This is a genomic window from Nakamurella sp. UYEF19 (assembly GCF_040546275.1).
Classification (GTDB): domain Bacteria; phylum Actinomycetota; class Actinomycetes; order Mycobacteriales; family Nakamurellaceae; genus Nakamurella.
In genome coordinates, this window is sequence record NZ_JBEPNO010000002.1 from 298,647 (window position 1) to 311,493 (window position 12,847).

The 12,847-nt window shown below is 66.6% G+C and carries 12 protein-coding genes; 4 read left to right on the top strand and 8 right to left on the bottom strand.

Going from position 1 to position 12,847, the window contains the following annotated elements; genetic code table 11:
- Positions 1–519: 519 nt before the first annotated feature.
- The 4 genes from ABIB25_RS04550 (at position 520) to ABIB25_RS04565 (ending at position 7,166) form a co-directional block, all read left to right on the top strand.
- Positions 520–4,596 (top strand): SpaA isopeptide-forming pilin-related protein, encoded by a 4,077-nt coding sequence (locus ABIB25_RS04550; protein ID WP_354527227.1) that lies wholly within the window; start codon positions 520–522, stop codon positions 4,594–4,596.
- A 153-nt stretch (positions 4,597–4,749) separates the two neighbouring features.
- Entirely contained in the window at positions 4,750–5,805 is a 1,056-nt protein-coding gene (locus ABIB25_RS04555) for a class F sortase (RefSeq protein WP_354527228.1), read from the top strand.
- A gap of 21 nt (positions 5,806–5,826) precedes the next feature.
- On the top strand, positions 5,827–6,681 hold the full coding sequence (locus ABIB25_RS04560; protein WP_354527229.1) for a hypothetical protein: 855 nt from the start codon (positions 5,827–5,829) through the stop codon (positions 6,679–6,681).
- Positions 6,678–7,166, top strand: coding sequence for a hypothetical protein (locus ABIB25_RS04565; RefSeq protein WP_354527230.1), 489 nt, complete (start codon positions 6,678–6,680; stop codon positions 7,164–7,166). Before ABIB25_RS04560 ends, ABIB25_RS04565 begins: the two co-directional genes overlap by 4 nt.
- A 166-nt stretch (positions 7,167–7,332) precedes the next feature.
- Here the strand turns inward: ABIB25_RS04565 and ABIB25_RS04570 are convergent, their stop codons facing one another.
- The 8 genes from ABIB25_RS04570 to ABIB25_RS04605 form a co-directional block, all read right to left on the bottom strand.
- Positions 7,333–7,608 (bottom strand): hypothetical protein, encoded by a 276-nt coding sequence (locus ABIB25_RS04570; protein ID WP_354527231.1) that lies wholly within the window; start codon positions 7,606–7,608, stop codon positions 7,333–7,335.
- Between the two features lie 14 nt (positions 7,609–7,622).
- Positions 7,623–7,805 carry a hypothetical protein gene (locus ABIB25_RS04575; RefSeq protein WP_354527232.1) on the bottom strand — a complete coding sequence of 61 codons (183 nt, stop codon included), beginning with the start codon at positions 7,803–7,805 and terminating at the stop codon, positions 7,623–7,625.
- Between the two features lie 147 nt (positions 7,806–7,952).
- Positions 7,953–8,963, bottom strand: a complete 1,011-nt coding sequence (locus tag ABIB25_RS04580) for a hypothetical protein (protein ID WP_354527233.1) — start codon at positions 8,961–8,963, stop codon at positions 7,953–7,955.
- A gap of 19 nt (positions 8,964–8,982) precedes the next feature.
- Complete coding sequence (locus ABIB25_RS04585) at positions 8,983–9,270, bottom strand: hypothetical protein (protein ID WP_354527234.1); 288 nt, start codon at positions 9,268–9,270, stop codon at positions 8,983–8,985.
- A complete protein-coding gene (locus ABIB25_RS04590; protein WP_354527235.1) occupies positions 9,243–9,650 on the bottom strand; it encodes a hypothetical protein in 408 nt (135 codons plus the stop codon). The genes ABIB25_RS04585 and ABIB25_RS04590 overlap by 28 nt, the downstream gene beginning before the upstream one ends.
- A 55-nt stretch (positions 9,651–9,705) precedes the next feature.
- The gene (locus tag ABIB25_RS04595) at positions 9,706–10,488 is read right to left on the bottom strand and encodes a ParA family protein (protein ID WP_354527236.1); all 783 of its coding nucleotides are present in this window, start codon (positions 10,486–10,488) and stop codon (positions 9,706–9,708) included.
- 15 nt (positions 10,489–10,503) lie between these two features.
- Positions 10,504–11,103, bottom strand: a complete 600-nt coding sequence (locus tag ABIB25_RS04600; protein WP_354527237.1) for a hypothetical protein — start codon at positions 11,101–11,103, stop codon at positions 10,504–10,506.
- A 54-nt stretch (positions 11,104–11,157) separates the two neighbouring features.
- Positions 11,158–12,666 carry a ParB/RepB/Spo0J family partition protein gene (locus ABIB25_RS04605; protein ID WP_354527238.1) on the bottom strand — a complete coding sequence of 503 codons (1,509 nt, stop codon included), beginning with the start codon at positions 12,664–12,666 and terminating at the stop codon, positions 11,158–11,160.
- Positions 12,667–12,847 lie beyond the last annotated feature (181 nt).

A 12,847-nucleotide genomic window follows, 5' to 3' on the forward strand; every position in this document is an offset into this window, starting at 1 on the left:
GTTTGATCCGCCGGAAGTCGATCCGTTGACCTCTGACCGCCCCTGGCCCGCCAAGGCTGACGACTATGGTGCGGCAGGATGGCCTCCGACCCGCTGGGTGGAGTGCACCGATGCGGAGCGACCGGAGTACACCCCTCCCACCGAGCAGGAGATCAACGCGTCGGTGTTGGCGTTGCTGCTGCATATGGAAGGCCGGACAAGCCGCGGTGCTGAACACGCGGAGGTCGACGTCCCCCGCCCGGAATGCTCACTTTGACGGCCAGCCGTCTACGTCCGGATGACGTCCGAGCGCATCTGCGTCTGATCCCCCCAAAAAACTCTGTTTCAGCATGTCCGAGCCAGGTGGGAGCCTGCGCCCTGACCCAGCTCCCCGCGCGCAGAAGCGCTTAGCTCACCCCTTCGCGGCCACAGCACCGCTTACAGCGGCGCAACCACGACACCGATGTGGCGGCCCTTTCAAGCGAAGGACGAACTCCCTTGACAAGCATGTTTCCACTCGATCCATCGGATGCAAATCCGATGAATCCCGCCACTCCGGAGCGCCCCGGCTCCGCAGCATTGGCGGTGGGCCGGCACCGGATCACCGGCACCGGGCCCACGAGCCGCAAACTGTTGGCCGCGCTGATGGCCCTTGTGCTGGCCCTGGCGACGATGGTCCTCGGAGCCGGCGCGGCCTCGGCCGGGCTGAACCCGGGCTCGCACCCTGGTGCCGGGCAGGTCGACGTGTTCTCAGACGGCGGCACCCACAATTTCGGCGCGTGGCGGCTGACTGCCGGTGGGGTGCAAGGCTATTGCATTGATGCGCAACGCACCCAGCCCGATGGTGGCACCACCTACAGCACCTCCACATCCAGCGCCGACCCGGAGATGGCGTACCTGGTGTGGAAGTACTCCACCACCGGCGACTCCACCACCGGTTCGGCGTTGGCGTGGCTGGTGCACGCCGACACCAAGCTTCCGCACAACGACGCCGCCCCGTATGAATTCATCAACTTCGCAGACCCGACCAAACACGTCACGAACGTGTCGGGGATCCAGGCCAGGATCAACTCGCTGCGAGCTGAAGCCGCAGCCCACTCCGGACCGCTGACGGTGCGTATCAAGGTCACCACCAGCCCGACCGCCACCAACCCGAACGGAGTCGCCACCGTCGAGGTCATCAACTCCGGCGGCGTCGACCAGGCCGGCTATGTGGTGCATCTGTCCGGTGCATCGGGATTGCCGGCAACGGTGACCTCGGGAGCTGCCCCCGTCAAGGTCGGCTTCACCGCCGCGAACAGCTCAACCGGAAAGATCACCGGCTCCGCAACGGATCTGCCGCCGACCAACTACGTCACCTACAACCCGGCCAATGGTGCCTACCAGCGGCTGATCGTCGGTGCCGGCAACGCCGCCGGATCCGGAGCCGCCAACTACGCCCGGCCAGCTGTGCCCAACGGCGGCGCTCAGGCGTTGAAGGTGTCCTCCGCGACCGGTGCCGTGCTCGCGGGTGCGGTGTTCCACGTAGCCGCCGGCAGCACCACCGGCGGGGCGGACCAGGGCACCCTGGTCACCGGGGCAAACGGCAAGTCCGGTGTGCTGTCCCTCAAGCCGGGCACTTACACGATGTATGAGACCGGCACCCCGGCCGGCTATGCCAAGAACGCACCCAACGTCACGTTCACCGTGACCACAGGTAAGACCTCGGTGCTGACCTTCAAAGATTCCCCGCTTCCCGGTTCTGCGCAGGCATTGAAAGTCTCCTCCGCTTCCGGGGCGGTGCTCGCTGGCGCGGTGTTCCACGTCGCCGCGGGCTCCTCAACCGGCGGGGCGGATCAGGGCACTTTGGTCACCGGGGCGAACGGCAAGAGTGCGGTGCTGTCCCTCAAGCCCGGCATCTACACGATGTACGAGACCGGCACCCCGGCCGGGTACGCCAAGAACGCACCCAACGTGACGTTCACCGTCACCTCGAGCAAGACATCGGTGGTCAAGTTCGCCGACAGCCCGCTTCCCGGGTCCGCGCAGGCAATCAAAGAGTCCTCCACCACCAGTGCGCCGTTGGCTGGTGCGGTGTTTCACGTCAGCACCGGCTCGAGTAAGTCCGGCACCGATCAGGGCACCTTGGTCACCGGAGCGGACGGCAAGACCCCCGTGTTGGCCTCGTTGAAGCCGGGCCAGTACTTCATGTACGAGACGAAAGCGGCCCCCGGCTACAACCTGGACGCCGCCGGCCAGGCATTCACCGTCACCTCCGGCAAAACGTCCGTGTTGACGTTCAAGGATTCACCGGTCGTCCCGAAGGCCTCGGCGGTGTCGGTGCTCAAAGGTGCCAGTGACACTGTCGGCACCATCTCCGGGAAGTTCGGGCCGCTGGCCGGCACCACGTGGACCGCGTCCAGCAGCGATGGGCTCACGGTGCTCGGCAGCGGTGTCACCGATCAGGACGGCACCCTGACGATCCAGCTGGCTGTGCCGCCGGGAACCGATGTGCTGCTCACCGAAACCAACACCGGGTCACCGGCTTACACCAAGGCCGCTCCGCAGCACGTCACCTCCACCCTCGATGGTTCGGGGACAGGCTTGTACACCGCGGTCGACCAGGCGATCCCGACGCTGGCGACCACACTGACCAACAAGAAGGACGGCACCGGTTACTTCGCCGCGGGTGACACCGGTGTCGACGCTGTTGCCTACACCGGTCTGTACCCGGGCAGCACCGCGACCGCGAAGGGGTCGGCTTCGTGCCTGAACAGCGATGGGACGCTCAGCCCGATCCCCGGAGCAGTCGGAAGCACCCCGTTCACCGCCTCGGCCACCGGATCCGGAACCGTCAACGTCCCGATCACGCTGCCGGCGTCGATGACCCCGTGCACCATCACCGTCTACGAGCAGCTCCTAGTCAACGGCTCGGTCCAAGCCGACCACAACAAAACCGGGTCCGACATCGCCGAACAAGGCCATATGCCCACGCTGGCAACAACTCTCACTAATGCCCGGGATGGGTCTGGGTTCTTCAAGCCGGGCGACACCGGTACCGACGCGGTTGCCTACACCGGCCTGCCCGCTGGCAGCACCGCGACCGTCAAGGGCTCCGCCTCGTGCTTGAACTCTGATGGCAGCCTGACTCCGATTCCGACTGCCGCGGGCACTGCCAGCTTCACGGCCTCGGCCACGGGTGCTGGCACGGTCGACGTTTCGATTCCGCTTCCGGCGTCGTTGGCTCCGTGCACGATCACCATCTACGAGCAGCTGGTGGTCAATGGCTCGGTCGCATCGGATAACAACAAGGCCGGCACCGATGTTTCTGAGCAGGGTCACATGACGGCGCTGTCCACGTCGCTGAGCAACCAGAAGGACGGCAGCGGTTTCTTCACTCCTGGTGACACCGGGGTCGACGCGGTCGCCTACCTGCTGCCCGCCGGCACTAAGGCCACTGTCAAGGGGTCGGCGTCCTGCCTGAATAGCGACGGTAGTCTCACGCCGATTCCGGGTGCGGTCGGGTCCACCGACTTCACCGCCGCCGCGGTCGGGTCAGGGACCGTGAACGTCACGATCCCGCTGCCGGCGTCGATGACGCCGTGCACCATCACCATCTACGACCAGCTGATCGTGGGCGGTGTGGTCCGCAGCGACCACAACAAGAACGGGTTGGACCACAGCGAACAAGGCCACATGCCCGGTCTGGCAACGACTTTGACGAACAAGAAGGACGGCGGGAAGTTCTTCGCCTGGGGTGACACCGGGGTCGATGCGGTCTCCTACTCGGGGCTGCCTGCCGGCACCACAGCCACCGCCAACGGGACGGCGTTCTGCCTGAACAGTGATGGCTCGCAGTCGCCGATCCCCGGCGCGACCGGGTCGTCGACGTTCACTGCGGCCGCTTCCGGGTCGGGTGTGGTCAAGGTGGACATCAAGATCCCGAACCAACTCGGAACGCCGTGCACCATCACCATTCACGAGCAGCTGCTCATCGGCGGCCACGTCGCAGCCAGCCACAATTTGAACGGGCTGAACACCACCGAGCAGGGACTGATGCCGACCTTGAAGACCACCCTGGTCGGCCCGGGCGGCGGCAAGGCAACCGTCATCGACGCGAGCTCCACGAAGCTGGTCGACCAGGTGTCCTGCTTCAACGTCATCGTCGGTGACAAGTACTGGGTCGACGGAACCTTGCAGATCGACGACGGCACAGTGATGGGCAAAGCCACCGGTGTCACCGGGGCGAGCCCCGAGTTCACCGCCATGACCTCGGCGTTGTGCACGACGGTGACCTTCCGGCTGACCGGCACCCTGCTCCCGGCCGGTAGCTCCGCCACCGTCGTCGCGTTCGAATACCTGCACTCGGGGAACGGCGCGTTGATCGCCTCGCACACCCAGATCAAAGACTCCGCGCAGGCGTTGACCGTGACCCACCCGGGTGGCGGCACGGTCGGCGGCGGCGTCGTGGGCGGCGGCGTCAACACAGGGTTGGGTGCGGACAACACCAGCAGCACAGGTGACATCGTCGCCGGCGCACTGGGTCTGGGTGCCGTTGTGCTGCTGCTGGTCGCCGGAGCGTACGTGTGGATGCGTCGTCGACGTGTTGTTACGGCTGGTGACATCAGCGAGCAGTAGATAACACACGCAAACCCGCTTCATCGGTGTGGGGACGGACCTTCGTCACTGGGTCCGTCCCCACACCTGTCTCACCCCGACCGAACGCTTCACACCACACACGATGTCGGTCCTCATGAACGTAAGACTTGGAAGGCGAATCCGATCGTGACAATGTCGAAACCGACAGCCAGCGAATTGGCCGTGTTCGGTGACCTGATCCACGGCCGCGACAACCAGGTCGCCGACAGTGCCGCGGGGCAACGCTCGGAAACAACGTCACCGCCATCCGAGTCACCCGGCGCGGCCGCAGAACCAGTCGGCAAGGCTGCCGAACCAGTCGAGCGCAAGGCCCCGACGCGCGGGAGTCACCGGCGTCCGCCGCGCATACGCGGTGGCCGCCTCTGGCTTCTCGGCCTTGTTGGCCTGGTGCTGATCGCGGTCACCATCTGGTCGATCGGGCAGATCAGTACCGGAATCAGTGAGACACCCCGTGACGCGCCGCTTCCCGCCGCGCAGTTCAACCAGCCGAACATCGGCACCGCCGGGGCCGCTGGCACCGCCGGGAACGCCCCCACGGCGACCGGCGAACACCGAACAGCCGCCCCGGGCATCGGTATCGAATCCGGTGCTGCTGGGAAAGGAACGTCAACGACCACCGCCGACCCGTCCACCACCAACCCGGACGGCGGTGCCATCGCGGCACCCGTAGCGGTCGGGCCGCGTCCGCAGACATCCACCGGACCCGCGGCCGCCGACGAGCTGGCTATCCCCGCGCTGAACGTCACCGCGCCGGTAGTCAACGTCGACCTGATCACCTCCAGTACTCCGTGCACCGGCAGCTCAGATCCGATCGGCAACCTCTGCGTCCCGGAGCAGGTCAGCACCGTCGGCCAGTGGACCGGCTCCGCGCCGCTGTCCGGCACAACCGGATCAATCCTCATCGACGGGCACATCGACAACATCGACCAGGGCCCGGGCGCGCTGCACGACCTGTACCAGGTGCAAGCCGGCGACCTGGTCTACCTCACTCGCGGTGGCGTGCTCACCCGATGGAAAGTGACTGCCCTGCAGGTGTTCGGCAAGGACGCCAACCATCCGGACTGGTTCGCCGGGTCCACGGGAGCCCGTGAACTGCACTTGGTCACCTGCGGCGGACCGTTGATCACCGAACCGAACGGATCACACAGCTACGCAGACAACGTCGCCGTCACTGCCATCCCCGCCTGAGAAGGACAGAGGTCCAGCGAAATGTCCGAGCTCGATGACGTTGATTTCGGTGATTTGCAGATCACCGGTGACGTGGTCGGTCCGTGTCTGGCTGCCGCGGCGGCCGCGGCGCAGGTCCGGTACGCGGTCGCTGTATGGGAGCAGGTCACCATCTGGTTGGCCACCGGCGACGGGACGCTGGCCGCCTGGTCTCCGGGGCAGTTGAATCGTGCTCTGGTCGCGGGTCGGGTCAGGCGGTGGCGGTCCGGTGACCTGCCGCAGACGGAGATTGATTTGCCGGTCGAGCAGGTCGCGGCGCGCATCGCCGCGCTGGGCCACCGAGTGGAGCGGCAACAACCCGGCCGGGCACCAGAGGCTCCGCATGTCGCTGCGGCCGACGACCGCCAGGGGCGGGAGTGGGATGCATATCAGTTGCTGCGGTTGACATTCACTGGTTTCTCCGCTGCTGGGAGAGCCCATCAGAACGTGATGGGTTTCGCGGCGCAGGTGCTGCGGATTGCGGAGGTTCCGTGGGCGCTGATCGCCCGGAAACTGGGCCGCAGTGCCCGCTGGGTGAAAGGCGAAGTGCTCTCTGATGAGTACTTCGAGCGAATCGGGTGCGGCGATGACGAGACAGCCAGGCAACGACGCACCGAGAATGTGCGGACATTCTTGGCTCGGTTCCCGACCGAGCCGTCCTGGCGGGTGCCGATGGGCTACCGCTCCAAGGCATGCGACGCCGCCTTGCAGACGGTGCCGGACGAGTCGCCGGTGCCGCTGCGACCGGCGGCGTGGATTGACACGTCCGCTGAGGGACGGGCCCGGCGTGAGGTTTTCCGGGCCGCGGTCGATGCTGCTCTTCGCACCGCCACCGCGAGGGCGGGGCAGGGGCAGTGAGCGCGATGCTGGTGGGAGCCGTGACGGCGGTGACGTTGCCGATCGGCGGCGTCGTTGCAGATGTCATCGCCCGGACTTTTCTGGTGGCCGTGGTGGCGGTGGTGGATGCCTTCGCGGTGGTGGCGGTCTGGGTGGCGGTGGGGTTCCCGCTGGTGTCGGTGTACGTCCGGTCGGTGTGGCTGTGGATGTCGACCGGGCATGTGGTCCTGGTTATTCCGGTGGCGTTGCGGGCGGTGCGGTGGGTGCGGGTGCTCGCGGCAGTGGTCGCGCAGGTGGCCGCGGCGTGGATGTTGACCGACTGCCTGATCTGGCAGAACACGTCCCCGTACGGGGTGTGGCCGGCCCCGCTGGGTGCCTTTGTCGCCGAAAGCGTTGCTGCGCTGCTGCTGTCGAGCGTGGCGATATGGGTGCTGATGAGGCAACGTAGGCGGCATCGCGCGGTGGCCGCGCATGACCGGTCCGCGCGGGAAGCAGAGATACCGTGACCGCGAGCTCCAGGAACCCGGCAACCGCCTGGGCCGGAACCTGAACCAGCGCGAAGCGCTCGGGAAAAGTGAAGCACAAAGGACCCGCGGCTCCTGATGGAGCTGGCGGGCCCTCGGTGTTTTGTTGAACCGGGATACGACAGGGGCAGGTGTCGTGCTGGGTTGATCAGAATGGGTTCTCGCTGCCGCCGCTCGGGGTTGCCTCGGTGAGGGCCTCGGTGAAAAGGTCGGGCAGAGCGGTGATGTCGGTTTCCCGGTTGTCCAGCCACCAGCCGGCGGAGTTGATCTCCGAGGCGGGGTCGGCGATGGCCTCGGCGAATTCTTCGTCGTCCAGTCCGAGTTCGTCGTAGGCGGCCTGGATGAGTTCGGCGCGGACACGGGTGGCCCAGTCCAGGATCGTTGGCGCGCCGACCAGCGGGTCCAACGCGAACTTCGCCTCCACTTCGCGGGCTGTTTTCAGTTCGGCGGCGCGTTTGCCGGCGGTGTACTTGGCTTCTTCTTGTCTGCGTGCGGGTCGCAGTCGTCGCACGGGATGGTGCTGAGAAATTTGACCCGGTCGGTCCGGGCGAACGGTTTGAGTGCGGTGAGGTCGCGCGTGCCGGTGTGGCCGCAGGAATGGGTGATCGTGGTGATGGCCATCGGGTTTCGTTCTCCTTGTCGAATGCTGCGCGGGGTTGGTGGCGGCGTGATTTCGTGGAATCAACTCGCGCGGGTACGCCGGATCGGTGATTCCGTGGAATCAGCAGGGATTGGGCCGGCCACCGGTGAGGTAAGGGGGACGTCGGTTCAGGCGGCTGCGTCGGGGCCGGCCAGGTATGCGATGGCAGCTCTGAGCCCTTCGCTGACGGTCGCAAGTTCCTCGGTCAGTCCGTCAAGGGCGGTGGTGGCGACGGTGTCCAGTCCAGTCTTCGCGACCAGTTCGCTGATCCGTCCGGTCAACCCATCGGCACGTTCCAGCGATTGCGCGCCCCGCATCAGCGCGCCGAGGAGGTCCAGGTGGCCGAGGTAGGTCTTGAGCGCTACGGCCCGGCCAAGCAGAGCGTCCGCGACGAGGTTGAGTTCGGCGGCGTACCGGTAGATCACGGCGGCGGGGCGGCCGTGGTCGAGCTCGACGCTGGGGCGGGGACCGAGTTCGGTTCGGATCCGGTGCAACTCCAGGGCACGGGCGGCGATCTGCTCGGATTCCTCGAGGGGGTTCAGTCGCAGGCGATGCGTGTCCAGCCAGTCGGTCCGCCAGGCGGGGTGCTCGATGATTTGTCGCGCGATGGTGTCGGTGGCGACAATCAGTTTCGCCTCCCACACATGCTGCTGTGTGGGGTCGCCGACAAAGGCTGCCAGCGCAGGGTTCCCGGAGATCCGCTGGGCCGCCCATTCGGAGCGTTCACACCGGCGTACCTGCACCGTCGCCTGCACCCACGTCATGCAGAAGTACAGGGTGGCTACGGCACCGACGGCGGCGGGGATGAACGTCCATCCGGGCCGCAACGTCCATCCGGTCGGGGTGTCGGTGAACATGTAGCCGATCAGCCCGCCGACGAAGAGCAGGGCAACGACGGCCAGCACATTGCCGATGCGCTGGCCGACGGCGGCTTGCCGGTCGTAGGCGGCGGCCAGCGGTGTCCCGGGTTCGGGCTTCGGCGGCTGGTAGTCGTGGTGCCGGTAGGCGTAGGAGGCCATGTCGCCCGGCCCGACGCAGTCGATGAGATGCGACAGTTGCCGGTAGGCCGCCGGGTCGGTTGTTGTTGCCGTCGGTGTCGGCATGGGCGAGTCGGGTTCGCCTAGCGGTGGTGTGGTCATGGTCAATCTTTCTGCGGCTTTAGGAGAACAGCTGGGTGATGTGCCCTGAGGTGGTGCGCAGCAGGTCGTGCACGGTCGTGGATCCGGCGAAGGTCAGCAGCAGGCAGACGACCCGCCAGAGGGTTTTCCGGACGAACCGGAGCACCAGGTAGATCCCCAATCCGGCCAGGGCGACGGCGATGCCGATGGCCTGCCATTGCGGGAGCAGCGCATAGTGCTGCCGGGCGGCGTCGATCGGTCCGCCTGTGGCCAAGGATGCAGCCGCGACGCTGGTGATGTTCACTGGGGTGCCGGCGCGGTCGGCCATGGATACAGGCTGGGCAGCTTGGTGAATCCGGTCGGGTGGCCGTCCCGGTCGAAGGTCAAGCCGGAGTGTTGGTGGCTGCCGGCGGCGTGTGCGATGGCGGCGAGGACGAGGTCGAGGTGTTCCCGGCCGAGTCGGCTGATCTCGTCGGAGAGGTTGACCTGCACTTGTTCGCTGCCGATCGAGGCGGCGATGAGCAGGTACGCCCGTTCCCCGCTGGACAGCGGCCCGGCACGATCGGGGACCACGTCGAAGTCGATCCAGGCACCGTGGGGCTGTCCGTCTTCGGACGAACTGGCATGGATCCAGGGCTGCTCGGCTCCGGCGAATCGGCCGCCGAACCCGCGGATGAGCAGCTCGGTGGCTGCCACCGTGGTGTACATGCCGTTCGCCCAAGCTCGTAGTTCGGCGTGGTGCTCGATGGTGTTGTCTTGGGGGTCATGCGAGCGCTCCTTGGGCGGTGAGCCAGGTGAGGACCTGGCGGTAGTCGTCGGTGACCGGGGCGGTCGGGTCGTAGAGCGGTAGTGGTTCGCGGGCGGCGTAGGACTCCGGGACTCGGACGGCGCGGCGGACTGCGGGGGCGACCTTGTCGGTCCATTGGCCTTGCAGCTGTTCCAGGGCGTCGGTGTAGTGCCGGCCGGCGGAGCGGGGCGGAATGATCGAGGGGACGACGCCGGCGAGGGTCAGGCCCGGCCGGTACACCTTGCGGACCTTGTCCAAGGTTTTGGCGATCAGTGGGAGACCGCCGAGTTCCTTCATGCCGGGTGCTGTGACGGTCAGCATCTTCTCGGAGGCGACCAACGCGGAAACGGTTAACAGGCCCAGGGATCCGGGGCAGTCGATGATCGTCACCTGGGCTGGGTCGTCGTCGGATTCCAACGCGATGCGCAGCAGCTGCTCGGCTCCGGTGAGACGGGAGAGCCGAAGTTCGATTCCTTCCATCCGGTCCCGGTTGACCGGGACGACCCGAAGCCCAGGGATGGCGGTGGTGTGCCGGGCGGCGGTGAGGTTCACCGTGCCGATCTCGGCTTCCAGAACGTCAGCGATGGTCGGTTGACCGGCGGTCACATCGACGCCTGCCCAATGGGTGGCGTTGCCCTGCGGGTCGAAATCGACCAGGTCGCAGGTGATCCCGGATTGGGCGATCAATGCGGCGAGGGTGACACCGAGGGTGGTTTTGCCGGCGGAGCCGGAAGCGTTGGCAATGGAGATCACGGTCATGACAAGGGGGGCCTTTCAGGCTGACGTTGGGTCGGTCGGCTGGGGCAGGTTCTCCGTGGAGCGGCTTGAGGAGTCGGTACACCAACCCGTCGGGTGAGTTGGTGGCCGGTGGTCCCCACCGTCGTTCGGCCGGGTCACGTAGTGGCCGGCGGCTGCGTCTTGGTCGGAGACGGCGTCGATGTAGCGGCGGACTTCCGCGGTGATGTCGCCGGCGGTGGTCGCCTCAACGGTGACGGTGCAGGAGAGGCGACCCCAGGAGCCTTCTGAGTGCAGATCCAGTTGACCGTCCCTGCCGTAGAGGCTCCAGATTTCGCTGTGCGACTGAAATACCAGGCAGTCGGTCCAGCCATCGGGTGGCGGGGTGGAGAGCATTTGGGCGCGGATTTGGTCGATCGTCGGATTGTCGTTCGGCGGGAACAGGATCTGGCCGAAGGTCGGGGTTGCTGCGAGGTCGCACGGTTTGTATGGGTGCCACCACCCGATGTTTGAGTCGTACCACTCCTCGCCGGTGTCGGTGGCGCAGCAGCCGAGCAATTCGGCCTCGGTGAATTCGCGTTTGATCGCGGCGAACAGTTCGTTGGTTCCGGTTGTGTATGGGCGGATCTCGGTGATCACGGCGGGATTCCTTCTGGTTGGCGGGCGTCGGCTGTTAGGTGATTGCGGTGGGCGCTACTGGTCGTCGTCCAGGTAGTCGATGAGGGCGGCGAGGTGGGCTTGGCCGGTGGCGTCGAACGGCTGGTCGGCGAGTTCGTGGGCCACGTTTTGTTCCATGCCGCTCATGGCCACTGCGAGCGCGGCTGCGGTGCGAGCGGCCGGGTCGCGGTGGGCGACGTTGCCGAGCCAGTCCTGGAAGGTATTCCAGGTGTCGGCGTCGAGTCCGGCGAACTGCTGGGTGCGGGCGTCGGAGTAGTCGAAGGCGATCGACAGGACGAAAAGGGTGAGGTATTCCAGGGTCTGCTCGGGGGAGGGGCTGGAGGCGAGATAGCTGGTGATGTCGCGGATTCGGTCGGCGCGGCGGGTGGCGTGCGCTTCGCGGGCGGTGTCCTGCTCGATCTTCCAGGCCAGTTCGGCGGCGACCTTGTCGGCGTCGCTTGGTTCCGGGTCGGTGGGGGCGTTGCTGACGTCGTCTGGGTCGATGGGCTGGTCGTCGGGTTTTGATTCCGTGGAATCACGGGGGGTGATCGGTCCGGGGGTGGGTGCGTTCCATGGCCAGGGTTTGTCGGCGGTCGTCCAGTATTCGATTTCGCCGGTCCGCTCGGTGATGGAGCCTAGGAGGGACTTGTGGCGGCGGGCACCTTCGATGTCGGCGGGTGTGCGCAGGGAGTGCGACCACGAGTCGCGGCCGAATTCGGTGCGGGGGTCGATGATCCGGATCTTGTCGGCGGCCAGAGTGCTTTTGGACCGTGATGTTTCGGAGGCGACTTCCAGTGCGCGGAGCGCTTCTTTCACGGCGACGTCGATGCTCCACCGGTATTTGATGTGGTTGTCGTAGGCGGTGAGGCGGTTGGCCGGCGGGAGGTCCATCAGCCGGGCGGCGTCCTGTAGTTGCAGCGTGCCGGCGCGGACGGCGTCCTGCGCGTCGGTGGGGAGTTTGAGCAGGGCGAGACGTTTGGATACCTGGCTCTGGCTGATCCCGGTGCGGGTGGCGATGTCGCGTTGCTTCATGCCTCCCTCGGATAGGCGTTGCAGGGCGGCGGCTTCGTCCATGGGGTCGAGCGCGGCCCGGTGGATGTTCTCGATCAGCATGGCGGCGACGGCGTTCTCGTCGCCGGCCAGGTCGTTGCGGACGGAGATGGGCAGCTCGGTGAGTCCGGCCTGCGCGGCGGCGGCGTGGCGTCGGTGCCCGGCGATGATGACCCATTGCGTTTGCGGGTCGAACCGGGGGGGTTTCGGGTTGGCCGCTTTGAAAGATTCGATCGACACGACGGTGAGCGGGGTGATGACGCCGAGGGTCTGCATGGAGGCGGCGAGGTCGGTCAGGTCGCCCAGCCCGGTGCGGGCGTTCTCCGGGTGCGGTACGACGGTGACCAGGGGCACGGTGACGGGTTTGGTGGGCGGTCCGGTGACGGTGGTGGTGCCGGTGAGGGAGGCGACGATGCCGTTGGGGTCTTCCTGGTCGGTGGTGTCGATCGGTCCGATGGCGGCGGCTGTCAGGTTAGGGCGGGCACGGGGCGGCATGGCGGTGGCCTTTCGTGAGCGAGGAGATTGGCGGGAAAGTGGTTGGGCCGGTAGCGGCGTGGCCGGGCAACGTGTCACCCGCGTGTTGTGCGAAGGGGACGCACACCGGTGAGCTATCGGGCCGCACGGTTTTGATTCCGAGGAATCACCGGAGTCAGCCGTCGGCGGGCTCGGCGCTCAC

What these genes read in the sequence shown, in the direction of transcription:
- ABIB25_RS04590 (WP_354527235.1), bottom strand. Translation starts at nt 9,650, where the DNA reads ATGTACACCACGGTGGCAGCCACCGAGCTGCTCATCCGCGGGTTCGGC.
- ABIB25_RS04575 (WP_354527232.1), bottom strand. Translation starts at nt 7,805, where the DNA reads ATGGCCATCACCACGATCACCCATTCCTGCGGCCACACCGGCACGCGC.
- ABIB25_RS04585 (WP_354527234.1), bottom strand. Translation starts at nt 9,270, where the DNA reads ATGGCCGACCGCGCCGGCACCCCAGTGAACATCACCAGCGTCGCGGCT.
- ABIB25_RS04605 (WP_354527238.1), bottom strand. Translation starts at nt 12,666, where the DNA reads ATGCCGCCCCGTGCCCGCCCTAACCTGACAGCCGCCGCCATCGGACCG.
- ABIB25_RS04595 (WP_354527236.1), bottom strand. Translation starts at nt 10,488, where the DNA reads ATGACCGTGATCTCCATTGCCAACGCTTCCGGCTCCGCCGGCAAAACC.
- ABIB25_RS04555 (WP_354527228.1), top strand. Translation starts at nt 4,750, where the DNA reads ATGTCGAAACCGACAGCCAGCGAATTGGCCGTGTTCGGTGACCTGATC.
- ABIB25_RS04580 (WP_354527233.1), bottom strand. Translation starts at nt 8,963, where the DNA reads ATGACCACACCACCGCTAGGCGAACCCGACTCGCCCATGCCGACACCG.
- ABIB25_RS04550 (WP_354527227.1), top strand. Translation starts at nt 520, where the DNA reads ATGAATCCCGCCACTCCGGAGCGCCCCGGCTCCGCAGCATTGGCGGTG.
- ABIB25_RS04560 (WP_354527229.1), top strand. Translation starts at nt 5,827, where the DNA reads ATGTCCGAGCTCGATGACGTTGATTTCGGTGATTTGCAGATCACCGGT.